Below are 21,516 nucleotides of genomic sequence, written 5' to 3'. Positions count from 1 at the left end.
TGCCTGAGTGCTCGTGTGACCGCATGTCTCAGCGCATGAATGGCCGCTCCCCTGGAGTCGTTTTGAACCTGAACAACCAGCCAAAGCCTGCACCCGATGACTGGGTCGCACGCTCGCTACGCGCCGTATGGCACCCGTGTACGCAAATGAAACATCACGAGCGCACACCGCTCGTGCCCATCGCTCGCGGCAAGGGCGTGTGGCTCTACGACCACGACGGCCATCGCTATCTCGATGCCATCAGCTCGTGGTGGGTCAACCTCTTCGGCCACGCGAATCCTCACATCAATGCAGCGTTGAAAGATCAACTCGACACGCTCGAACACGCGATGCTCGCCGGTTGCACGCACGAGCCCGCCGTCCTGCTCGCCGAACGTCTGCACGCCCTGACGCAGCACACGCTCGGCCATGCATTCTTCGCCTCCGATGGCGCATCGGCAGTCGAAATCGCGTTGAAGATGAGCTTCCACTTCTGGCGCAACAGCGGCCACGCGGAGAAGCGCGAATTCGTCTGCCTCGCGAACAGCTATCACGGCGAGACCATCGGCGCGCTCGGCGTGACCGACGTCGCGTTGTTCAAGGACGCCTACGATCCGTTGATTCGACATGCGCACGTGGTGACATCGCCGGATGCCCGGCAGGCTCGCGAAGGTGAGACGGCACGTGATGTCGCACAACGCGCGCTCGCCGATATGAAAACGCTGTTCGACGCCAAAGCCTCGCAGCTTGCGGCCGTGATCGTGGAACCGCTTGTTCAATGCGCGGCCGGCATGGCGATGCACGATCCCTCATATTTGAAGGGCCTGCGCGCTTTGTGCGATGACTACGGTGTCCACCTCATCGCCGATGAAATCGCAGTCGGCTGTGGTCGCAGCGGCACGTTCTTCGCGTGCGAACAGGCTGCGATCTGGCCGGACTTCTTGTGTTTATCGAAGGGAATCAGCGGCGGGTATTTGCCGCTATCCATCGTGTTGACACGCGATGAAATCTACGCCGCGTTCTACGACGACGACATGACGCGTGGCTTCCTCCACTCTCATTCGTACACGGGCAATCCACTCGCATGCCGCGCCGCTTTGGCGACGCTCGACCTGTTCGAAAGCGCGAACGTGCTTGAAGAGAACCGTCGAAAATCGTCTGTGTTGCGCGCTGCGCTGAGCCCGCTTCAGGATCATCCGCAGGTCAGAAACCTGCGCGAACGCGGCACCATCTTCGCGTTCGATGCGATCATCGAAGATCCTGATCAAGCACGCTCATTCTCGCGGCGTTTCTTCGAAAAGGCCCTAAAACACGAGTTATTGTTGCGACCGATAGGCAAGACCGTCTACCTGATGCCGCCGTACATCCTCAGCGACGACGAACTCGCGCTGCTCGCCGAACGCACGCGCATTGTCTTCGACGCCACGTTATCGGAGGCCGCATGAGCAACACATCGCCCGCTCTTTTCGAGTCCCTGAAACAAGGTCTCGCCGATATCGAGCGCAACGGCTTGCGTCGTCGCCGACGAATTGTCGACAGCGCCTGCGCCGCTCACATGACGGTAGATGGACGCGAGATCATCGGCTTTGCGAGCAACGATTATCTCGGGCTCGCCGCGCATGAAACCCTGCGCGAAGCACTGGCGGAAGGCGCACGACAATACGGCGCGGGCAGCGGCGGATCGCATCTGCTCGGCGGCCATTCGCGCGCGCATGCGCAGCTTGAAGACGACCTTGCGGCGTTTTCCGGCGGTTTCGTCGACCAGGCGCGTGCGCTGTACTTCAGCACCGGCTACATGGCAAATCTCGCGACGCTGACTACGCTCGGCGCTGCGAGTAAGTCCGGCGGTCGCGACACGCTGATGTTCTGCGACGCGTTGAACCATGCATCGCTGATCGATGGCGCACGCCTGTCGCGAGCGGAGATTCGCATCTATCCTCACGCCGACGCCGAAGCGCTCGACGCCATGCTCGAAGCATCGGCGAATGAGAGCGGCACGAAGATCATCGTCACGGACTCCGTCTTCAGCATGGACGGCGATATCGCCCCGCTTGGCTCGCTGCTCGAGTTGGCGGAGCGTCACGGCGCATGGCTGGTTGTCGACGACGCGCACGGTTTCGGCGTGCTCGGTCCGCAAGGCCGCGGCGCGCTGGCCGACGCCGCGTTGCGCTCACCGCATCTTGTGTACGTCGGCACGTTGGGCAAGGCAGCGGGCGTGTCCGGCGCGTTCGTGATCGCGCATGAGACGGTGATCGAATGGTTCGTGCAACGCGCGCGGCCGTACATCTTTACGACGGCATCGGCGCCGGCCGTGGCGCACGCGGTATCGGCGAGTTTGAAGATTATCGGCGGACAGGAAGGCGACGCAAGACGCGCCCATCTCGCTACGTTGATCGACAGTACGCGCGCCATTTTGCAGCGCACGCGATGGTCACCGGTGGATTCGCATACAGCCGTTCAACCGTTGATTATCGGCGGCAATGAGGAGACGCTGAAGCTCGCCGCCGCGCTCGATGAATACAGCATGTGGGTGCCCGCAATCCGGCCGCCGACAGTTCCCGTTGGCACATCGCGCCTGCGCATTTCGCTCTCGGCGGCGCATAGCCACGACGACCTAGCCAAGCTCGACGATGCACTGCAAACCTTGAGCAATCGATCATGACAGGGCCACTCTCGCTCTTCGTCACCGGCACCGATACCGAGATCGGCAAGACGCTCGTATCGGCTGCTTTGCTGCATGGCTTCGCCGCACTCGGCCTGCGCGCCGCCGCGATGAAACCCATCGCGGCAGGCGCGTTTGAACTCGACGGCGAGTGGCACAACGAAGACGCCGATCAACTCGATGCCGCCGCTAACGTTGCGCTGCCGCCATCGATACGGACGCCGTTCCTGCTGAAGGAAGCTGCCGCGCCGCATATCGCGGCAGCACGCGAGAACGTATCGCTGGATATTGCGCGGATCGTGGATGCGCACAAGTTCGCCGTGCAGCAAGCGGACGTGGTCGTGGTGGAAGGCGTGGGCGGATTCCGCGTGCCGCTCACCGATGTCCACGATACCGCCGACCTCGCGTTCGCATTGAATCTTCCTGTCGTGCTCGTGGTCGGCATGCGGCTCGGCTGCATTAGCCATGCGTTGCTGAGCGCTGAGGCCATCGCGGCACGTGGGCTGCATCTGGCGGGCTGGGTGGCTAACCAGATCGATCCCGCCATGCTGTTTCCCGCTGAAAACATCGAAGCAATCCGGCTGCGGCTGGACAGTCAATACAACGCGCCGCTGCTCGGCACCATTCCCCGCCTCACGCCGCCGGACGCTCGCGCGGCAACGACTTATATCGATACCTCCCTGCTGCTGGACACGCTTCGTTCAGTTGGCGCGGGCCAATGATTCTTCGTTATATGAATAAGGATCCTCACATGACGCAACTGCAATCCACCGATCAGGCCGCTCAACCCGCCGCACCGCAAACGCTGGCTCGCTGGCGTGTCGCGGATATCGTCGCGCTCTACGACCTGCCGTTCAACGACTTGCTGTTTCGCGCGCAGGCTGTGCATCGTGAACACTTCGATGCCAACACCGTTCAGCTCTCCACGCTGCTGTCGATCAAGACCGGCGGTTGCCCGGAAGATTGCGCGTATTGCCCGCAGTCGTCGCATCACGACACAGGGTTGAAGGCCGAAAAACTGATGGCCGTCGATGAAGTCCTGAAGGCCGCCGAAATCGCCAAGGCGAACGGCGCGACGCGTTTCTGCATGGGCGCGGCATGGCGCAATCCGAAGGACCAGCATCTGGAACCGATCGCCGACATGATTCGCGGCGTGAAGGCAATGGGCCTCGAAACCTGCGTGACGCTAGGCATGCTGGAAGGGCATCAGGCGGCGCGCCTGCGCGACGCAGGGCTGGACTACTACAACCATAACCTCGATACATCGCCGGAGTTCTACGGCCAGATCATCTCGACGCGCACGTATCAGGATCGTCTGGATACGCTCGAACACGTCCGCGATGCCGGTATCAACGTGTGTTGCGGCGGGATTGTCGGCATGGGCGAATCGCGTCGCGAGCGCGCCGGGCTGATCACGCAACTGGCGAACATGGAGCCGTATCCGGAATCGGTGCCTATCAACAATCTTGTGCAGGTGGAAGGCACGCCGCTGACGGGCACCGCACCGCTCGATCCGTTTGAATTCGTGCGTACCATCGCGGTTGCGCGCATCACGATGCCCAAGGCGATGGTGCGGTTGTCGGCGGGACGCGAGCAAATGGATGAAGCGCTGCAGGCGCTGTGTTTCCTCGCCGGCGCGAACTCGATTTTCTACGGCGACCAGTTGCTGACGACGAGCAACCCGCAGGCTGAAGCCGACCGGAAATTGCTGGAGCGGTTGGGAATGCGCGCGGAGGCGTCGCAGCAGATGCAAGCAGCGCAAGCGTGTGACGTGAAGTGCGGGCACGCGCAGGTGCAGTGATCGACAGGTCGTTTGGTTTGCTGACTTGAAGCGCAGTTGATGTCCGGAATCCCCCGCGATCGTCAGATCCGGGGGATTTCTTCGATTGCGCTGACGACGTCACTCCGCAAGCGTGCGGGTCCCGTCAATGTTGTGCAGTTGGAACCGCGCCGGAGATTCCTCCATCGCATGGGTCCTCTTCAGGTTCTCAATGACCATGTCAAGGTTGCTGTAGTCAAACTGTGCACACCATCGCGCCATCTTGGCCAAGCTCCGAACAAAGTCGATGGGCTCATTTTCTTGCGTGAGCTTGCGCAGACAATCGACGAATTGCGGATGGAACAGGGTGGGCACGATGATTCGGTGCAAGCCTGTGCGCGAGAGCTCGGCATTCATGACGAGACGCGACACCCGCCCATTGCCGTCGACAAACGGATGAATTTCGGCGACTAGAAACATATAGAAAACAGCGCGGGCGAGTCCCTCCGGAACGCTCAGCGCAATGCGCGACCCTTCTTCGAAGGTCCCCCGAACCTGCGCTGGGTTCACGAACTGGGTCGTGCCGGCGTAGTTAGTCTGCGTTTTAATTTTTCCAGGGCTGGCCTCGGGCCGCGCATGAAGCATTTTTGCGTGCCACTCGAGCAACGCGGGCAGAAATTCTTCTCCCGATACTGGCGGACTATGGCGGTAAGGTGCTTCGATCGCCAACCGATACACACCGAGGACGTCGTGCGAGTCCTTTGGTCGCGTCGTCACGACCTTGTTGTTGATGACAATGTCGCGCGCTTCCTCAATGGAAAATTTGGTGCCTTCCACGTAGTTCGAAAAATACGATTCGATGAAGGCCCGATTATGCCGTGCAACACCATTCGGAACAGCGTCTGCGATGCGGGGCAGAGCAGCCCCACGGAGGTAGCCGGCAAGCAGGTTGAAGCGCTCGATACGGTCGCGATCGACTGGTTTTCCTTTCGATACAAGAATCCCTTCAGTCGTCTTCAGTTCGCCCTTCTCGTGCGTCCCAAGGAGTTCGCCAATCATTCCGCGCAAGGTTTCGAGCTCTTCCTTCATGCCAAGTGGCTCGGCCAGCGATGCAGCCTTGTCACGCAACTCGTTGAGGAACGCTTCTCCTGAGGCATTCAGTCGCTCGATAAGCCACTTCTCGACCTCCTCCTGACCTACGCGGCGCGGCGCCTTGCGGCCAAGATTTTCAAGCAGCATCCGCGGCTGGCTCGCCCAGTGCAGTCCACTTTGACTGAGAGGCATATCCCCTGGCAGCGGCCCAGGCCCTTCAACGAGCTGGAAAGCGAGCCCGGGCAATTCGAGCCTTTTGCGCACGAGGCTTGGGTGCGAGACCATCCAGACGTGGTCTTGCGGTTGGCCGTGGAAGGCGCTGACATGCGAAACGACACCTCCTGGAATGAGCATGCCGCCGATATCCACCCATTGCGCACGCACTCGCCGTTCTACTTCGGCCTGACCGCCCTCATTGCTGACATATACCCCTTTAAACACGCGGGTCAGCTTTCCACCCACTGCGCTGCGTTGCACCTTGCGTCGCGCGGCGGGACCTAGGCGCGACAGGAAAATGATGTCCTCTGTCGCGAGCCTGACGGCAGCGGCCTTCTTGATGATCGTGACGTTCATTGGAGCGGAAGCAGTTGTCGCGTAACGTCACATCTTACAGACCAAAGTCTCCATTTTGTCGTGTAGCGTCGCTTAAACCAGCTTATTTGTCGCGTAGCAGCGAAAAAACCAATTTTTTCCTTCTATCGAGCTCGCGGGAAAATGTCGCTTTCCAGCGAAGAAAGAGCCCACAATCTCGAAAAATGTCGCGTGACATCTCCAAAACTCGGTGTTTTGTCGTGCAGCATCAAAAGAATGAGAATTGTGCTTGATGCCGGTAGGCTCATGCTGCCCTGGTCATGGCAGCTACAAGGGGTTTGATGAAAATGACCTGCTTGCCGAGACAGAGCGATTCGCGCGGGCGCTGACCCCTTCACCAGCGCACACGTGAAGGAGCAGCAAGTCGTTGGAATTGCCCTACGCCCTCAATTCTTATCCACAATCACCTGATCAAACGTGCCGCCATCGGAGAAATGGGTTTGCTGCGCTTTCTGCCAGTTGCCGAAAACCTGCTCCACCGTGAACGTCTTGATCGGCTTGAATTCGCTGGCGTGTTTCGCGAGCACTTCGGCATTGCGCGGCCGCAGATGATGTTGCGCGATGATTTCCTGCGCCGCCGGTGTCCACAAATAATCCAGGTACGCCTGCGCTTCCTTGCGCGTCGCGCGCTTGTCCACGACCTTGGCAACCACCGCAACCGGCGGCTCGGCTAACAAACTCACCGACGGATACACTGCGTCGAAATCCTTGCCCGACGCGCCCGCATCCATCAACGCGACTTCGTTTTCAAACGTCACCAGCACGTCGCCAATACCGCGTTGCGTGAAGGTTGTCGTAGCGCCTCGGCCGCCCGTATCCAGCACCGGCACGTTCTTGAAAATGGCTTTCTCGAACGCTTGAGCCTGTTCATCGGTTGCGCCTTGCTGCTTCTTGTAGCCCCACGCCGCCAGATATGCATAACGCCCATTACCCGACGTCTTCGGATTCGCGATCACGACCTGCACGCCGGGACGCGCGAGATCACTCCAGTCCTTGATGTTTTTCGGGTTTCCATGACGCACCAGAAACACCATGGTGGTCGTATACGGCACCGCGTTATTCGGCAGAAGCGTGCGCCAGTTGGCCGGCACGAGGCCGCCGCGCTCGACCAGCAAGTCGATGTCGTTCGGCTGGTTCATCGTGACCACGTCGGCCTGCAGTCCCTGCATCACCGACAACGCCTGCGCACTCGACGCGCCATGCGACTGGCGCACGGAAAGCGTCTCGCCGGTCTTCTGCTTATAGTCGGCAATAAACGCGGTATCGATGTCCTTGTACAACTCGCGCGTGACGTCGTAAGAGACGTTGAGCAACGCCGTATCCGCGTGAGCAAATGAGGTGAACGTAACGAAACCCAGCGCCGCGATTGCTGCCCAATGCTTCAAACCCGCCATACATCCCCCGATTATTCGAATAGTGAAATCCGCTGCGAAGCGGCGATTCTATCGAAAAGTCAGGAATGTAATGTATCGGACAACTCATCCATAGGCCGCCTGTTCGATGGGCTCGAATTGGTCGAATACGTCGGGTTGCTCCGCGAAATGCGCCGGGGCTGCGCAATGAATCAAGGTATCGACGAAATATTTTGCGCGCGGCCACGGGCCGAAACCCGATGCTGTGTTGATGTGCCCGGCGTCTCCCAGATTCACGAACGCGCTGCCAAGCTGACTCGCCAGGCGCATCGCCTGGTCGAAGGGCATCCACGGGTCGGTCATGCTCGCGATCAGTACCGATGGCACGCCAAGACGGCGCGGTTCGAACGCGCCGGCAAAACGGAATTTGTCCGGGCTGGCGGGCGCGACAAACAGCACGCCGGCAACGGCGTCGCCGGTCAGCCCCTGTGCAATCGCGTGCGCGGCCGCGAGGCAACCGAAACTATGCGCGGCAAGAATCACCGGGCCGCGGACGCTCGTCACGGTATCCGCGACGGATTGTGCCCACGCGTCCAGTTGAGGCGCGTCCCAGTCGTCCTGCTCGACGCGTCGAGATCTGGCAAATTGCCGCTCCAGCCACGTTTGCCAGTGCGCGCCTTCGCTGCCGTGCAGACCCGGTACGGTGACGAGCCGCGGCGGCCAGGCGGATGTACTGCATGAACTCATGTGAACCTCGCTGCCAGCTCGAAGCCGGCATGGTGAGGAACAATTCTGCTGCGTGCGCGCGTCGGCGCGAACCAAGTTTTCGTCATTTGGTTATCGGCGGCGATCGGGCCAAACAGGCGGCGTAGTCTCCCGCGTTACGTGTGCGAATCGGCAAAAACGCGGCGAAACCGTAAAATAGGCTTAATTTCGGACACAATTCAACGCTCAATCCGCGCGTTCTCCTTACCCCCGTGAACAAGAACCTTCGATGAAGATCATTCTCTACGAGCACCACGCCGAGGCCTCGCTCTGGCTTGACGATCTCGCCCGTGCGCTTCCCGGCGCCGATGTACGTCTGTGGCAACCCGGCGACAACGCTCCCGCGGACTACGCCGTCGTCTGGCGCGCGCCAGCCGAGTTGTTCGCAAACCGGCCGGATCTGAAGGCGGTGTTCAATCTGGGCGCGGGTGTCGATGCAATCCTGGAAATCGAACGGAAGCTTCCCGGCACGCTGCCGCCCAATGCGCTGCTCGTGCGCCTGGAAGATAGCGGCATGGGCCACCAGATGGTCGAATACGCGGCCCATACGGTGCTGCGCTACTTGCGCCGCCTGGACGAATACGATGCGCTCCAGCGTGAGCATCGTTGGCAAAAACTACCGCCCTATGCGCTGAAGGACTTCACGGTCGGCGTGCTGGGCATGGGCGTTCTCGGCGCACGGGTCGCGCAGGCGCTGACGGCGTTCGGCATGCCGGTGCGTGGTTTTAGCCGTACCAAGCGGGATGTTGAGGGCGTCAAGACTTTTGCCGGCGACGAACAGTTCGAGCCCTTCCTCGACGGCACGAGAGTGCTCATCAACCTGCTGCCGCATACGCCGGACACCGAAGGCATCCTGAACCGGCGCACGTTTGAACGGCTGGCGCCGGGCGCGTATCTCGTCAACCTCGCGCGCGGCGGGCATCTGGTCGACGACGATTTGCTCCACGCGATGCAATCCGGCCAGATCGCCGCCGCAACACTCGATGTATTCCACACCGAACCGTTGCCGGACAATCATCCGTTCTGGCGCACGCCGCGCCTCACGATCACGCCGCATATCGCCGCTGAAACGCTGCGCGAGGAAAGCACGGAGCAGGTCGCGAACAAGATCTTGGCGCTCGCGCGCGGCGAGCCGATATCCGGCATAGTCGATGTGAAACGCGGTTACTAAAACCGCAAGGACAAACACGCATTCCAAGGAGACAACCATGCTACCGGCCAAGGTAAAAATCGTCGAAGTGGGACCGCGCGACGGCCTGCAGAACGAGAAGGAATTCGTTGCGACCGAGGTGAAGATCGAACTGGTGAACCGGCTGGCAAACGCGGGTTTGCAGAACGTTGAATCGGCGTCGTTCGTCTCGCCAAAATGGGTGCCGCAAATGGCGGACGGCGCGGCCGTGATGGCGGGTATCGAGCGGCGTCAGGGCACGATTTACTCGGCGCTCACGCCGAATCTGCGCGGCTTCGAAGCGGCGCTGGATGCGAAGGTCGATGAGATCGTCATCTTCGGCGCGGCGAGCGAAGCGTTCTCGCAGAAGAATATCAACTGCAGTATTGCGGAGAGCATCGCGCGCTTCGAACCCGTCGCGAAGGCCGCGAAAGAAGCAGGACTGCGCGTGCGCGCCAGCATTTCGTGCGCGCTGGGATGCCCCTATCAAGGCGATGTGCCGATCGAAGCAGTGGTCGATGTCGTGCAGCGCATGAAGGCGCTCGGCTGCGATGAAATCGATATCGCCGACACCATCGGCGTGGGCACAGCGGGCCGCACGCGCGAGGTGATGGCGGCGGTATCGAAGGTGTTTCCACGCGAACGGCTCTCCGGCCATTTCCACGACACCTACGGTCAGGCCGTCGCGAATATCTACGCATCGCTGCAGGAAGGCATCGAGATTTTCCACGCCTCCGTGGCGGGACTCGGCGGCTGTCCATACGCGAAAGGGGCGACTGGCAACGTCGCGACCGAGGACGTGATCTTCCTGCTGAACGGGCTCGGTATTGAAACCGGCGTCGATCTCGATCAGCTCGTGGAGATTGGTGATTTCATTTCGCAGACGATCGGCAAGCCGAGCGCATCGCGAGTGGGACGTGCGCTGCTCGCGAAAAAACGCGACGGCGTGGCGCCCTGCGTTTGATGATCGGCTTATGACCCTGGAAAAAACACGATGAACGAAACACTCGACGCCCTGCCCGACTCCGCTCGCCGCGTCGCGCTTTTGCTGCAGGAACGCGGACACACCAAGTCTGTTGTGATGCTGCCTGAAACCGGCAAGACATCGGCTGAAGCAGCGGCCGGCCTTGGCTGTTCGGTCGCGCAAATCGCTAAATCGATTCTGTTTCGCCGCAAGAAAGACGACGCGCCCGTGCTCGTGATTGCCAGCGGCGTGAATCGTGTGGACGAGAAGAAAGTGGCTGAACGCGTAGGTGAGCTCGCGCGTGCCGACGCCAAGTTCGTCCGCGAGAAAACCGGCTACGCAATCGGCGGCGTGTGCCCGATCGGCCATGCCACTACGCCGCTGACGCTGATCGATGAAGACCTGCTCGCGCTTGACAGCCTTTGGGCCGCCGCCGGTCATCCGCACGCTGTGTTCAACCTGACGCCGCAGGAACTGGTCGCGCTGACCGGCGCACCGGTCGCCGATGTCGCGTTGCGCGAGACTGCGTGATGACCGAGGCCGTTGCATCGCCGTGTATCGATGTATGCAGGATGAATTCATCGACGGGGCTTTGCGACGGCTGTTTTCGCACCATCGATGAAATAGCGGGCTGGTCTTCCTTCGATGACGCGCAACGGGCGGCAGTTCTGACGCAAGCGCAGGCACGCCGGAAGGGGCCGCGTGTCGTGCATATCGGCGAACGCCTCACGGCAACGCTCGCTCTTCCGCCCGACTCCATCAAGTCGTTTGCCACGCTGGTGAACGATCACAACCCGCTGCATCACGACGATGCCTACGCCCAGACCAGCCGCTTCGGCTCGCTGATCGCGTCGGGCACGCAAGCCACAGCGCATTTGATGGCGATGCTCGCCACGCATTTTTCCACCTACGCCCAGCCGCTCGGCCTTGAGTTCGGCCTTAAGCTCGTGCGCGCGGTCAAGGCAAACGACGTGCTCGCGATGAGCTGGGAAGTCACCGAAGCACACTGGAAACCGAGCTTGAACGGCGATCTCGTGAAGCTGGACGGCCAGGCTCTGAACCAGCACGGCGAGATCGTGGTCAAGGCGAGTGCGACCATCGTCGTGATGCCGAAGGAGCGGAACGCATGATCGCGTTACCGGCGTCCATGCGGGTGTTCGAGCGTGGCTGGCTGTCGTCGAATAACGTGTTTTTCATCGATGAGACGCACGCCGCGCTGGTCGACTCCGGCTACGCCACTCACGCGCCGCAGACGCTGGCGCTCGTTCGCCAAGCGCTTGGCAATGAACGCACGCTCGATCTGATCGTGAACACGCATCTGCATTCGGACCATTGCGGCGGCAATGCGTTGCTGCAATCGACCTTCGTCTGCGAGACGCTGATTCCGCAAACGGAAGCCGACGCCGTGCGTGAATGGGACGAAGAGAAACTCACGTTCCACGCGACCGGGCAGACCTGCGAGCGTTTCGGTTTCACTGGCACGATTGCGCCAGGCGCGACGCTCCGGCTTGGCGGCCTCGACTGGTCGGTGCTAGGCGCGCCCGGTCACGATCCGCATTCGCTGATGTTGTACTGCGCCGAAGAACGGCTGCTGATCAGCGCCGACGCGCTGTGGGAAAACGGTTTCGGCGTGATCTTTCCCGAACTGGAAGGCGAAAGCGGCTTCGCGGAACAACGCGCGGTGCTCGACCTGATCGCCACACTGGACGTGCGGGCGGTGATTCCCGGCCATGGGGCGCCGTTCACGGATGTATCGAAGGCGTTGGACATCGCTTTCTCGCGAATCGATTATCTGCGTGCCGATCCCGTACGCAACGCGAAGAATGCGCTGAAGGTGCTGATCGTGTTCAAGCTGATGGAGTTGCGTTCGATGCCCGTCAGCGAGTTATTGCTGCTCGTCGATGAAGCCCGGGCCATGCGCGCCGCCGCTAACCTGCTCTCCGATGATCGTCCGGGATTAGTGCGCGAGTATCTCGCCGAACTGGCGGCAAGCGGCGTGCTGAGGATGGAAGGCGAGACAGTGAAGATCGGCTGAATTCGAAAGAATGACCGCAGACAGCCAAAAAGAAGCCGCTTGTCAGCTATCGATTTATCGTCGAACGGCCAAGCCCAAGCGGCGGAATTTTGTTGACGTGATCAGCGCCGACTGCATCGTAGCGCGCCTGTTTTTGGGACGCATCGGTGCTTTCCCTACAGACATATAACAGCGCCATGACCCGCACACGCTGCACCCTTATGCGGCCTCGGTTGCCTCGAAAAACGCGAGCATTTCGGCAAGCAATTCATCGGGTACTTCTTCCGGAATATAGTGGCCCGAAGGCAACGCTCGGCCGCTGACATCGCGTGCAACACGGCGCCATTCGACCAACGGCTCGAAGCATTGCTCGATCACGCCTTCCTGTCCCCACAACACCCGTAGCGGACACGCGAGCCGGTTGCCGCATTCGATATCCGCTCGATCGTGCTCGAGATCGATGCTCGCCGACGCCCTGTAGTCCTCGCACATGGCATGCACCGCGCCCGGCTGGCGCAACGCGTCGCGATAGGCCTGCAACGCGTGCGGCGCAAACGGCGCGAGACCCGCGTGGCGACTGCCCATCACACGCTCGACATACGCGTCCGGATGCGCGCCGATCAGCAATTCCGGCAGCGGCTCGGGCTGGATCAGGAAGAACCAATGAAAATAGGCCGTGGCGAAGGCGCGATCGGTGGCGTCGTACATGGCAAGCGTCGGCGCTATGTCGAGCAGCATGAGACGGTCGACAACCTGCGGAAAATCCAGCGCCATCCGGTGCGCCACCCGCGCGCCGCGATCATGTGCGCAGACCATGAAGCGATCGAACCCGAAGTGCCGCATGACCGCGACCTGATCGGCGGCCATCGCGCGTTTCGAATAGGGTGTGTGCTGCGCGTCGCTGGGCGGTTTCGCCGATGCGCCGTAACCGCGCAGGTCAGTCGCAATCACGGTGAAATGCTGCGCCAACGGCGCCGCCAGCCGATGCCAGATCTCATGTGTCTGCGGGTGGCCGTGAAGCAGCAGAAGCGGTGGCCCGTTACCGCCCTTCATGCCGAAAATACCGACACCCGCAGCATCGAAGGTGAACGGCTCGTAGTCTTCGAACGACATGGTGTGAATAATCAGCGTGGCGGGAAAAGCATTGTAGGCGTCCTCCGCGATACTAAACTGCTTGCCGACAGGCCCTTTCGTAGAAGCTGAAGACTTCTTCCAATTTCCCCGGCAATCGCGGATCGGAAGATTAGCCTATAATAGAACGGTCGTTCGCATGCGTGCATGCGCAGAGCTTCGCCCGAGTCCGGCCGCAGGCGCCAAGCGAGGTTATCGTGACTCCACGTCAGATGGGCGCGCGCGTATCGCCGGCTTTTCTCATTCAATCAGGAGACACGTTTCATGGCACTTCCCGCCGCTCTGCAACACCTCGCGCTGCCCGTCATCGCTTCGCCGATGTTCATCGTCAGCTATCCCGAGCTCGTGCTCGCGCAGTGCAAGGCGGGTATTGTCGGCTCGTTTCCTGCGTTGAACGCGCGGCCGGCCGAGTTGCTCGACGAATGGCTCACGCAGATCGGCGAGGGTATCGAGGCGCACAAGGCGGCGAATCCGGACGCGCCGGTCGGACCGGTTGCTGTGAACCAGATCGTGCACCACTCGAACGCGCGGCTTGAGGCGGACGTGCGGGTGTGCGTTGAGCATCGCGTGCCGATCTTCATCACGAGCCTGCGTGCGCCGGTCAAGGAGATGATCGACGCGGTGCACAGCTACGGCGGCATCGTGCTGCACGACGTGATCAATTTGCGACACGCGGAGAAGGCGCTGGAAGCGGGCGTCGACGGCCTGATCCTGGTTGCAGCCGGTGCCGGCGGACACGCAGGCATGACGTCACCGTTCGCGCTGGTAGGCGAAGTACGGCGCATTTTCGATGGCCCGATCGCGTTGTCCGGCGCCATTGCCAACGGCGGCTCGATTCTCGCCGCGCAAGCCATGGGTGCGGATTTCGCGTATATCGGCACGCGCTTTATTGCCACGCGCGAGGCGCATGCGCTGGAAGACTACAAGACCGCGATCGTGGGATCGAAGGCTGCCGACATCATCTATACGAACCTCTTCACCGGCGTGCACGGTAACTACATTCGCCAGAGCATTCTCAACGCCGGACTCGATCCGGATGCGCTGCCGGCATCGGATAAAGCAGCGATGAATTTCGGCGACTCGGCGATCAAAGCCAAAGCGTGGAAGGAAATCTGGGGCGCGGGACAAGGCGTCGGCCTGATGGACGACGTGCCGACGGTGGCGGAACTTGTGTCGCGACTCAAGCATGAATATGACGATGCAAAAACGCGGCTGGGTATTTCGCTATAAAGCGAGCGGGAGTTTTCGCCGAGCTCGTTAAATTGCTCGTCCGCGCTGACAATAAAAACGCCGCCTCGTGACTTAGGGCGGCGTTTTTGCGTTATTACCGGGAGCCCGCGCGTAACGCTCGCTCCACTGGCTCAGAACTTCGTGCGAATGCCAACGCCGTACGTATCGCCGCTCGACATGCTCGTGTACTTGTCGTTCAGGTACGCGGCATAGACGTCAGTGCGCTTCGACAGCGGATAGTCGTAGCCGAGCGCCCAGCTCTTGTGCGTCTGGTCGAGGCCGCCGTTGCTGCGCGAATACGCATACGAAGCCATCACCGAACCCACGCCAACCGGGATGGTCACGCCGCCCTGGCCCGTGTTCACGTGGAACGAACCCGGATCGATATCGTTGTGCGTGTACATGTACTGTGCGAAGAACTTGACGAACTTCATGTCGTACGACGCACCCAACTGGCCTACGCTCTGGCTCTTGTACCCTGCCACGAACGACGTCAGGTCGCCCGGCGTTGCGCTGAAATTCACGTACTGATACACGCCGGTCGCCGCAAACGGGCCGTGGAAATACAGGAATTGTGCACTGTATTTCTTCGCGCCATTTTGTCCGGCCTGGTTGCCGAAGCTGTACATCGCGCTACCCGACAAACCGCTGAAATCAGGCGTGGTGTACTGAAGGGAATTGTCCCAACCTGAATCGCCGACAACACCCTGGTCCGTCGTGTACGTCGGGAACGTGCTCTGACCGAGGAACACGTGATACACCATCGGCGAGAACGTGTACGAATCAATAAACGGGTTGAACAGAATCGTCGATACAAACAGCTGCGTGGTCAGCCGGCCAGTGGTGAACGTACCGTATGGCGACTCGATACCAACATAAGAGTTGCGCGCGAAAAATGTATCGCCCTGGAAGCGGCCGTAATTACCGTTCTGCGCCCGAAAGAAACTTTCCAACGTGAAGATCGCCTTATACCCGCCACCGAGATCTTCGCTGCCTTTCATGCCCCAGTACGACGTCGACATGCCACCGCCGCCGACGTTCCAGGCCGTTTGGCTGCCCGGGAATTTGGTGGCGCCCACCCATTCGTCGACCTGTCCGTACAACTGGACGCTCGATTGTGCTTGGGCGGAACTGGCGGCAAGCAAGCCGAACATGCCGGCAGTAACGGTGGCCTTGGCCGCGGCCTTAAGCACGCGGTTCACGGGTGGCTTCATGGACTCTCCTGTCGTATTAACGTTAAATCGGGATTCGGCGAGGGGTATTGCCTCGCTTTTTCGGACTGTTCTTATAAATGTCCGCTATGCATGCAAATGGCTTAGGGCGGGACCATCTTTACGGATCATTTTTCCGGACAAAAATAACTTTCCTTATGCTGTCTATAGCGGTTTGAATACATTGCGCGCGACGAACTTTTATCGGCCGATGTAACGCAGTGCGAAAAAGACGCTTGACTCAAGAGCCGGCCAGCCAGGCGATAGCCCGCGATGCTATATGCCACGGTGCACCCGGGCAATCTGCATTCCGGCAACAATAAAAATGCGATCAGAAACGCCAGCCGGACGCATTGTTAATGCGACTATTTTTGAGAGGAATGGACATGGGCTTCTGACGATGAAACTGTGGCGGGATAACGTCATTGCGACGCTAGCCATAGACGGGGGAATTGTTTTTTGTTTTGCACTCCACTCGATAGCAAATTGCGACCGGTCGAACCAATGGTTCGAACTAGTGGGTGAAGAACATCGCGGGGCTTACGAGGGACGGTGAGAGAGGTGCGGGATTTTTTGAAGGTCGGCGAAAACGCATTTCGCCCATTGCTACCCCACTTGCAGACTTGATGCACGCGGGTGCATCCGGGTGATTACGCGGCCGGTTGTACGCGCCGGATACTTCCCGCATCAATTCCGATAGGGAGAGTTCGCGGGCGAGCGCGGGGCATCGCCTTGGCGGCCTGCCGGACGCGAGCTACTGCGTTCCTCGTTATAACGCGCAATGTCGGCGCGGATTGATCCGCCAGTGGGCAATTGCGCCGCCTGCTCGGCACGCGGTCCGCCGCGCACTTCCGCGCTGATCGGCGTCAGGCCCGAACCCGCCGCAACACGTTGAAAACGGAACGGCTGACTACCACGCTCAAAGGCGTCCACTCGCATTGCATGCCGGTTCGCGGCCTTCCATTGCCCCTGAGCCTGACCCGCGTTGCGGTTGAACATCCCGCCGTTATTCCCGCCAGCGAAAGCCAGCGGCGCACACAACGTCGACGCCGCAACCAATCCGATGGCAGCGGCGAGGATCAAGCGAGCGATAGGTCGAAATCTGGTGAGCAACATGTCGATACTGCGAGTTGTCCGGCTCTGTTCGAGCGTGTTGGCGGAGTGAGCACCGTCAAACATCGCCGACCGGTCAATTGTCGGAGCACAAGGCCCGTGTTTCCAACACGCGCCTGCCGACCGGTCTGTCATTCAATTTATTGTGCCGCGCGACTGGAGTCGAGCCAAAAAGTGTTAGGTCTTCCTGAGGGTTGTAACACCATGTTACTTCACTGTTTTTTGGCTCTTTTCGAGATGCTCCACTGCGCTTCCGTCTTATCAAATCGGGCTTGATTTCCTGGCGCTGAAGAGGGGTCCCAAGTTGATCCATAGCGGCTTTGCACGTGCTTGCGCCGAGCCTTCAAAACTGGCGATTCATGCTATTTGGGAATTAATAGATCATTTAAATGAATTTGCATCTTGAATGGGTATGGGGCGAAAATGACGGTCGCGATGGTTTTCCCGCGTGTCCATTCGCCTTTTCAGGCACAAAATGTGATCGCCGGACGTCGTCATGCACTTTCATGAACATGCGAATTCCCGATGACCCGCCCCAAGTTTCTCCCCGATAACTTCACCCTTGCACTCGTAGGCACGGTGATCCTTGCCAGCCTGCTGCCTTGCCGCGGCGCGGCGGCGGTCGGCTTCAACTGGCTGACCAACATTGCGGTCGGACTGTTGTTTTTCCTTCACGGTGCGAAGCTCTCCCGCGAAGCGATAGTGTCGGGCATGACCCACTGGCGTCTGCACATCGTTGTACTGCTCAGCACTTTCGTGCTGTTTCCCTTGCTCGGCCTGGCGCTGAAACCCGTCCTCACGCCGCTCGTCACGCCCGCGCTGTACATGGGCATTCTGTTCCTGTGCACGCTGCCGTCCACCGTGCAGTCGTCTATCGCGTTCACCTCCATTGCCAAGGGCAATGTGCCGGCAGCGGTTTGCGCTGCCTCGGCGTCGAGCCTGCTCGGCATCTTCATCACGCCCGCGCTGGTCGGTCTCGTGGTGACGGACGGCAGCGGTCACGCCGGTTCCGCATGGCACACGGTCGGCAACATCGTGCTGCAATTGCTCGTGCCGTTTATTGCGGGGCAATTGCTGCGGCCCGTGATCATCAAATGGCTCGAGAAGAATCGAGGCATCCTGCGCTTCGTCGATCAAGGCTCGATCCTGCTGGTCGTGTACGTCGCGTTCAGCGAAGCGGTGAATGAGGGCATCTGGCACACCATTTCCCTTCAAACGCTCGGCGGACTGGTTGTAGTGAACGTAGTCCTGCTGGCGCTCGCGCTGGGAGTAACGGCGTTCGCCAGCAAGCGGCTGGGCTTCAACCGGGCAGATCAGATCACGATCATTTTTTGCGGATCGAAAAAGAGCCTCGCCTCGGGGATTCCAATGGCCAAGGTGATTTTTGCCTCGCATGCGGTTGGCGCGGTCGTTCTGCCGCTGATGCTTTTTCATCAGATCCAGCTGATGACATGCGCTGTACTCGCGCAACGCTGGGGTGCTCGCGACACTTCCGGTGAACAAGCGCCACAGCCAGAAGGCGCCCGCGCGCAAGTCCGTTAGGTCCAATTGGACCGGTAGTAAGCGCGGCGCCCACGCCGCCATCGGCACTAGTGCGAAATCACGTTGCATGACTGACTCCCCGACCCAACTTACCCAAGCATGAAGCCGCCCTGCGCGGCTTTTTTGCTATTTGGAGCTCATTCAGACGCTCTGTCGATTCGGCCTGAAGACCTATGACTTGATCCGGGGAGCCTGCAGCAAACGCATTTCGGTTCTTCGCAACCCCTATGCCGTTTGGCGGACTGGTGATCGGGCATGTGCCTTGCCACACTTGAGTCCAGAAGCTGTTACTGGCACCAGGCGACGGAGAACGACATGCCTGACTTCATCCACGCAAGCGGTTGGGAACGATCACCATGCAAGCAATGACTGGCGAGGCCGCGAGCGAGTCCATTCTCGGCTCGTTTTTGCGTGAACTCCGCTTCGAGCGCGGCTCGGACACTGATACCGCCCGCGCGCTCCATGCCTTGGTCGACGCCGGACTTGATCGGCTGCCACTCCCCGGTCATGGCGCGACGCTTGAGCGCTGGCGAATGCTCGCGGCGGTCGCGGCGTGCGATCTCGCACTGGTCAAGCTGTTCGAAGGCCATACGGACGCGCTCGCGATCATGGCCGAACTGGGCGTTGGTCGCGTCCCGGAAAGCGGTCAGGCGTGGGGAGTTTGGGCGGCAGAACCGCCGACGGCACGCCTCGCCGCGAAAGTTGTTTCGAACACAAGCAGCGTCACGTTGCACGGTACGAAGGCTTGGTGCTCCGGAGCGGCCTTCATTACCCATGCCCTCGTCACAGCCTGGAACGAGCGCGACGAGCCAATTCTCGTCGCAGTCGATCTCCGTCAGCCGGGCGTGCGCATCACGCGTGATGGCTGGATGGCTGTAGGCATGTCGGCGAGCGCGAGCGTGGACGTCCATTTCGATCACGCTAAAGCCACCCGCATCGGCGCGCCGCGCGCCTACCTGGAGCGAGCGGGCTTCTGGCACGGCGGCGGCGGAATCGCTGCTTGCTGGTTCGGGGCGGCGGCGGCGATCGGGGAATTCGTTAAACAAGATGCTGCGCGCCGCGCCGACCCGTACAAGCTCGCCCACCTCGGTGCTATTGACACAGCGCTCTCCGGCACGGCCAGCCTCCTGCGCGAGGCGGCCGCACGGATTGACCGCGAGCCGCAGGCCGACGCAATGCCCGATACCTTTCGAGTCCGCCTGGCGGCGGAACGGGCAGCGGTTGATGTCGTCGAGCGAGCCGGCCGTGCGCTGGGCGCCGGACCGCTCTGCCGTAATCGTCATTTCGCCAGTTTGATGGCCGATCTACCTGTCTTTATCCGGCAGAGTCACGCCGAACGCGATGAAGCCGTGCTTGCTGAACGACTTATCAAAGGGGAATGCGGCACATGGAACCTGTAGTAACGCACTCGGCAGGCGACCGTGCCATCCAGGGGAATGGCACGCCGGAAGCAATTTGGCAGAGCTCCGGGCGGCTTTCGAGCCTGCCCGAAGTCGATCCGGCGGTCCTCGTCCCGCCCGGCGCACGCGCCGTGATTGTTTCGCCGCATCCGGACGACGAGATCCTGGGCACGGGAGGCCTGCTTGCGCAACTATCGGATTTGGGTCGCAAGGTGCTGATCATCGCCGTGACGGACGGCACTGCGAGCCATCCTGGTTCGTCGGAATGGCCCACAGGGAGGCTGGCAGCAACCCGTCCGCAAGAAACGCGCGACGCGCTACAACGTCTGCACATGAAGCATGTCGCGCTGGTGCGCCTGCATCTTCCGGACGGCGGCGGAGAAACGTTCGAGCCGGAAGTGGCAGAAGCGCTGAGAGCGCATCTCGGACCGGGCGACATTGTGTTTGGGACCTGGCGTTTCGATGGCCATCCCGACCACGAGTCGGTCGGCCGGGCCGTGACCACTGTAGCTGGCGAGCTTGACCTGCCGTTCGTGGAAGTCCCAGTGTGGACCTGGCACTGGGCAACACCCGAGGATTCCCGCGTGCCCTGGAGCCGTGCCCGCCGCATCGTGCTGGATGCGGCCACGCTTGCCCGCAAGGTTCACGCGGTCCAGGCGTTTCGTAGCCAGATCGAAGCAGACGGGTCGACGGGTCGCGCGCCCATCCTGCCCGAGCATGTGCTCGAACGTCTCACCCGGCCCTATGAGGTCGTGCTGATATGACGATGGAACCGAAAACGCAGGAACCACCCGCGCAGGAACCGAACGCGCAGGACTATTTCGCCGGTCTCTATCAACGCAGCAACGACCCCTGGCTACTTCGCGATCGCTGGTACGAGCGGCGCAAGCGCGCGCTGACGCTGGCAGCCCTTCCCGACGAGCATTACCGTCGCGCGTATGAACCCGGCTGCGCGAACGGCGAACTGACAGTTGAGCTGGCGCCTCGATGCGAGTCGCTGCTCGCGGCGGATTTGAATCCGGTCGCGGTCAATCTTGCGCGCCAGCGAGTCGCGCATCTTCAAAACGTTAAGGTCGAGCAGCGCGCCATGCCCAACGATTGGCCGGAAGGCGAGTTCGACCTGATCGTAATCAGCGAGGTGGCGTATTACCTGAATGAAGCGCAGCTAGCCGGGCTCATTGCGAGGCTGACAGTTTCACTCGCCGGTGCCGGAACGCTGATCGCCTGTCATTGGCGGCAGCCAATCGAGGGATGGCCGCATTCGGGTGACCATGTACATCGAGAACTTCGCGCAAAACTCACGCTACCGCGGTTATCGTGCTATTGGGACGATGACATGGTGCTTGACGTATGGTCACCGAATGCGAAATCTACTCATCAACGAGAAGCGCGATAGTGCCTGCGAACGCCTGTTACTTTGAATTTTCCCGCTCCATTGACTAAACAATAAAGCTAACTGAAAGCCTTATCAACAAACAGCTTACGGGTTTTCTCCAAGATCCCTCGGGTAAGTTTTCGCGATGTTTTACTATACAATCGCCGA

20 protein-coding genes are annotated in these 21,516 nt (G+C 60.6%); 14 read left to right on the top strand and 6 right to left on the bottom strand.

The window, feature by feature from the left end; all coding sequences use genetic code 11:
* The first annotated feature begins 62 nt into the window (after positions 1-62).
* From bioA to bioB, 4 genes are read left to right on the top strand one after another with little or no spacing between them, the layout of a single operon-like run.
* On the top strand, positions 63-1,424 hold the full coding sequence (gene bioA, locus FH08_RS0103915; RefSeq protein WP_419177983.1) for an adenosylmethionine--8-amino-7-oxononanoate transaminase: 1,362 nt from the start codon (positions 63-65) through the stop codon (positions 1,422-1,424).
* A complete protein-coding gene (gene bioF / locus FH08_RS0103910) occupies positions 1,421-2,641 on the top strand; it encodes an 8-amino-7-oxononanoate synthase (protein ID WP_031357062.1) in 1,221 nt (406 codons plus the stop codon). Before bioA ends, bioF begins: the two co-directional genes overlap by 4 nt.
* Entirely contained in the window at positions 2,638-3,363 is a 726-nt protein-coding gene (gene bioD / locus FH08_RS0103905; protein ID WP_031357061.1) for a dethiobiotin synthase, read from the top strand. The genes bioF and bioD overlap by 4 nt, the downstream gene beginning before the upstream one ends.
* A gap of 29 nt (positions 3,364-3,392) precedes the next feature.
* Positions 3,393-4,442 carry a biotin synthase BioB gene (gene bioB / locus FH08_RS0103900; protein WP_031357060.1) on the top strand — a complete coding sequence of 350 codons (1,050 nt, stop codon included), beginning with the start codon at positions 3,393-3,395 and terminating at the stop codon, positions 4,440-4,442.
* Between the two features lie 99 nt (positions 4,443-4,541).
* Here the strand turns inward: bioB and FH08_RS0103895 are convergent, their stop codons facing one another.
* The 3 genes from FH08_RS0103895 to FH08_RS0103885 form a co-directional block, all read right to left on the bottom strand.
* A complete protein-coding gene (locus FH08_RS0103895) occupies positions 4,542-6,065 on the bottom strand; it encodes a Fic family protein (RefSeq protein ID WP_081889347.1) in 1,524 nt (507 codons plus the stop codon).
* A 404-nt stretch (positions 6,066-6,469) separates the two neighbouring features.
* Complete coding sequence (locus FH08_RS0103890) at positions 6,470-7,477, bottom strand: sulfate ABC transporter substrate-binding protein (protein ID WP_081889346.1); 1,008 nt, start codon at positions 7,475-7,477, stop codon at positions 6,470-6,472.
* Positions 7,478-7,561: 84 nt separating this feature from the next.
* Positions 7,562-8,182: an RBBP9/YdeN family alpha/beta hydrolase gene (locus FH08_RS0103885; protein ID WP_031357057.1), complete on the bottom strand. Its 621-nt coding sequence runs from the start codon at positions 8,180-8,182 to the stop codon at positions 7,562-7,564.
* Positions 8,183-8,429: 247 nt separating this feature from the next.
* On the opposite strand from FH08_RS0103885, the gene FH08_RS0103880 reads away from it, so the two are divergent.
* From FH08_RS0103880 to FH08_RS0103860, 5 genes are read left to right on the top strand one after another with little or no spacing between them, the layout of a single operon-like run.
* The gene (locus tag FH08_RS0103880; RefSeq protein ID WP_031357056.1) at positions 8,430-9,371 is read left to right on the top strand and encodes a 2-hydroxyacid dehydrogenase; all 942 of its coding nucleotides are present in this window, start codon (positions 8,430-8,432) and stop codon (positions 9,369-9,371) included.
* Positions 9,372-9,408: 37 nt separating this feature from the next.
* On the top strand, positions 9,409-10,332 hold the full coding sequence (locus FH08_RS0103875) for a hydroxymethylglutaryl-CoA lyase (protein WP_031357055.1): 924 nt from the start codon (positions 9,409-9,411) through the stop codon (positions 10,330-10,332).
* 30 nt (positions 10,333-10,362) lie between these two features.
* On the top strand, positions 10,363-10,863 hold the full coding sequence (locus FH08_RS0103870) for a YbaK/EbsC family protein (RefSeq protein WP_031357054.1): 501 nt from the start codon (positions 10,363-10,365) through the stop codon (positions 10,861-10,863).
* Positions 10,863-11,462 carry a DUF1289 domain-containing protein gene (locus FH08_RS0103865; protein WP_075583282.1) on the top strand — a complete coding sequence of 200 codons (600 nt, stop codon included), beginning with the start codon at positions 10,863-10,865 and terminating at the stop codon, positions 11,460-11,462. Before FH08_RS0103870 ends, FH08_RS0103865 begins: the two co-directional genes overlap by 1 nt.
* Positions 11,459-12,367, top strand: coding sequence for an MBL fold metallo-hydrolase (locus tag FH08_RS0103860; protein WP_031357052.1), 909 nt, complete (start codon positions 11,459-11,461; stop codon positions 12,365-12,367). The genes FH08_RS0103865 and FH08_RS0103860 overlap by 4 nt, the downstream gene beginning before the upstream one ends.
* 198 nt (positions 12,368-12,565) lie before the next feature.
* Here the strand turns inward: FH08_RS0103860 and FH08_RS0103850 are convergent, their stop codons facing one another.
* The gene (locus tag FH08_RS0103850; protein WP_031357051.1) at positions 12,566-13,459 is read right to left on the bottom strand and encodes an alpha/beta fold hydrolase; all 894 of its coding nucleotides are present in this window, start codon (positions 13,457-13,459) and stop codon (positions 12,566-12,568) included.
* 282 nt (positions 13,460-13,741) lie between these two features.
* Between FH08_RS0103850 and FH08_RS0103845 the strand changes: the two genes are divergently transcribed.
* Complete coding sequence (locus FH08_RS0103845) at positions 13,742-14,707, top strand: NAD(P)H-dependent flavin oxidoreductase (RefSeq protein WP_031357050.1); 966 nt, start codon at positions 13,742-13,744, stop codon at positions 14,705-14,707.
* A gap of 131 nt (positions 14,708-14,838) precedes the next feature.
* Here FH08_RS0103845 and FH08_RS0103840 read toward each other — a convergent pair whose 3' ends face one another.
* Together FH08_RS0103840 and FH08_RS0103835 are read right to left on the bottom strand one after the other, a co-directional pair.
* Complete coding sequence (locus tag FH08_RS0103840; RefSeq protein ID WP_235210283.1) at positions 14,839-15,861, bottom strand: porin; 1,023 nt, start codon at positions 15,859-15,861, stop codon at positions 14,839-14,841.
* Between the two features lie 744 nt (positions 15,862-16,605).
* The gene (locus FH08_RS0103835; RefSeq protein ID WP_031357048.1) at positions 16,606-17,034 is read right to left on the bottom strand and encodes a hypothetical protein; all 429 of its coding nucleotides are present in this window, start codon (positions 17,032-17,034) and stop codon (positions 16,606-16,608) included.
* A 522-nt stretch (positions 17,035-17,556) separates the two neighbouring features.
* Between FH08_RS0103835 and FH08_RS0103830 the strand changes: the two genes are divergently transcribed.
* The 4 genes from FH08_RS0103830 to FH08_RS0103815 all read left to right on the top strand — a co-directional run bounded on the left by FH08_RS0103830 (position 17,557) and on the right by FH08_RS0103815 (position 21,369).
* On the top strand, positions 17,557-18,573 hold the full coding sequence (locus FH08_RS0103830) for a bile acid:sodium symporter family protein (protein WP_031357047.1): 1,017 nt from the start codon (positions 17,557-17,559) through the stop codon (positions 18,571-18,573).
* Between the two features lie 356 nt (positions 18,574-18,929).
* Positions 18,930-19,973, top strand: a complete 1,044-nt coding sequence (locus tag FH08_RS0103825) for an acyl-CoA dehydrogenase (protein ID WP_235210278.1) — start codon at positions 18,930-18,932, stop codon at positions 19,971-19,973.
* Positions 19,961-20,737, top strand: a complete 777-nt coding sequence (locus FH08_RS0103820; protein WP_031357045.1) for a PIG-L deacetylase family protein — start codon at positions 19,961-19,963, stop codon at positions 20,735-20,737. Before FH08_RS0103825 ends, FH08_RS0103820 begins: the two co-directional genes overlap by 13 nt.
* Before the next feature lie 2 nt (positions 20,738-20,739).
* Positions 20,740-21,369: a class I SAM-dependent DNA methyltransferase gene (locus FH08_RS0103815; protein WP_051887742.1), complete on the top strand. Its 630-nt coding sequence runs from the start codon at positions 20,740-20,742 to the stop codon at positions 21,367-21,369.
* Positions 21,370-21,516 lie beyond the last annotated feature (147 nt).

Source organism: Caballeronia sordidicola (genome assembly GCF_000729995.1).
Classification (GTDB): domain Bacteria; phylum Pseudomonadota; class Gammaproteobacteria; order Burkholderiales; family Burkholderiaceae; genus Caballeronia; species Caballeronia sordidicola_A.
This window is presented reverse-complemented; position numbering and strand designations above follow the sequence as displayed.

Bases quoted from the DNA above. Each gene is read 5' to 3' on its own strand.
- bioD (WP_031357061.1), top strand. From the start codon at position 2,638: ATGACAGGGCCACTCTCGCTCTTCGTCACCGGCACCGATACCGAGATC.
- FH08_RS0103870 (WP_031357054.1), top strand. From the start codon at position 10,363: ATGAACGAAACACTCGACGCCCTGCCCGACTCCGCTCGCCGCGTCGCG.
- bioB (WP_031357060.1), top strand. From the start codon at position 3,393: ATGACGCAACTGCAATCCACCGATCAGGCCGCTCAACCCGCCGCACCG.
- bioF (WP_031357062.1), top strand. From the start codon at position 1,421: ATGAGCAACACATCGCCCGCTCTTTTCGAGTCCCTGAAACAAGGTCTC.
- FH08_RS0103860 (WP_031357052.1), top strand. From the start codon at position 11,459: ATGATCGCGTTACCGGCGTCCATGCGGGTGTTCGAGCGTGGCTGGCTG.
- FH08_RS0103830 (WP_031357047.1), top strand. From the start codon at position 17,557: ATGACCCGCCCCAAGTTTCTCCCCGATAACTTCACCCTTGCACTCGTA.
- FH08_RS0103840 (WP_235210283.1), bottom strand. From the start codon at position 15,861: ATGTTCGGCTTGCTTGCCGCCAGTTCCGCCCAAGCACAATCGAGCGTC.
- FH08_RS0103820 (WP_031357045.1), top strand. From the start codon at position 19,961: ATGGAACCTGTAGTAACGCACTCGGCAGGCGACCGTGCCATCCAGGGG.
- FH08_RS0103885 (WP_031357057.1), bottom strand. From the start codon at position 8,182: ATGAGTTCATGCAGTACATCCGCCTGGCCGCCGCGGCTCGTCACCGTA.
- FH08_RS0103880 (WP_031357056.1), top strand. From the start codon at position 8,430: ATGAAGATCATTCTCTACGAGCACCACGCCGAGGCCTCGCTCTGGCTT.
- FH08_RS0103815 (WP_051887742.1), top strand. From the start codon at position 20,740: ATGGAACCGAAAACGCAGGAACCACCCGCGCAGGAACCGAACGCGCAG.
- FH08_RS0103875 (WP_031357055.1), top strand. From the start codon at position 9,409: ATGCTACCGGCCAAGGTAAAAATCGTCGAAGTGGGACCGCGCGACGGC.
- FH08_RS0103850 (WP_031357051.1), bottom strand. From the start codon at position 13,459: ATGTCGTTCGAAGACTACGAGCCGTTCACCTTCGATGCTGCGGGTGTC.
- FH08_RS0103890 (WP_081889346.1), bottom strand. From the start codon at position 7,477: ATGGCGGGTTTGAAGCATTGGGCAGCAATCGCGGCGCTGGGTTTCGTT.
- FH08_RS0103845 (WP_031357050.1), top strand. From the start codon at position 13,742: ATGGCACTTCCCGCCGCTCTGCAACACCTCGCGCTGCCCGTCATCGCT.
- FH08_RS0103835 (WP_031357048.1), bottom strand. From the start codon at position 17,034: ATGTTGCTCACCAGATTTCGACCTATCGCTCGCTTGATCCTCGCCGCT.
- FH08_RS0103865 (WP_075583282.1), top strand. From the start codon at position 10,863: ATGACCGAGGCCGTTGCATCGCCGTGTATCGATGTATGCAGGATGAAT.
- FH08_RS0103895 (WP_081889347.1), bottom strand. From the start codon at position 6,065: ATGAACGTCACGATCATCAAGAAGGCCGCTGCCGTCAGGCTCGCGACA.
- FH08_RS0103825 (WP_235210278.1), top strand. From the start codon at position 18,930: ATGCAAGCAATGACTGGCGAGGCCGCGAGCGAGTCCATTCTCGGCTCG.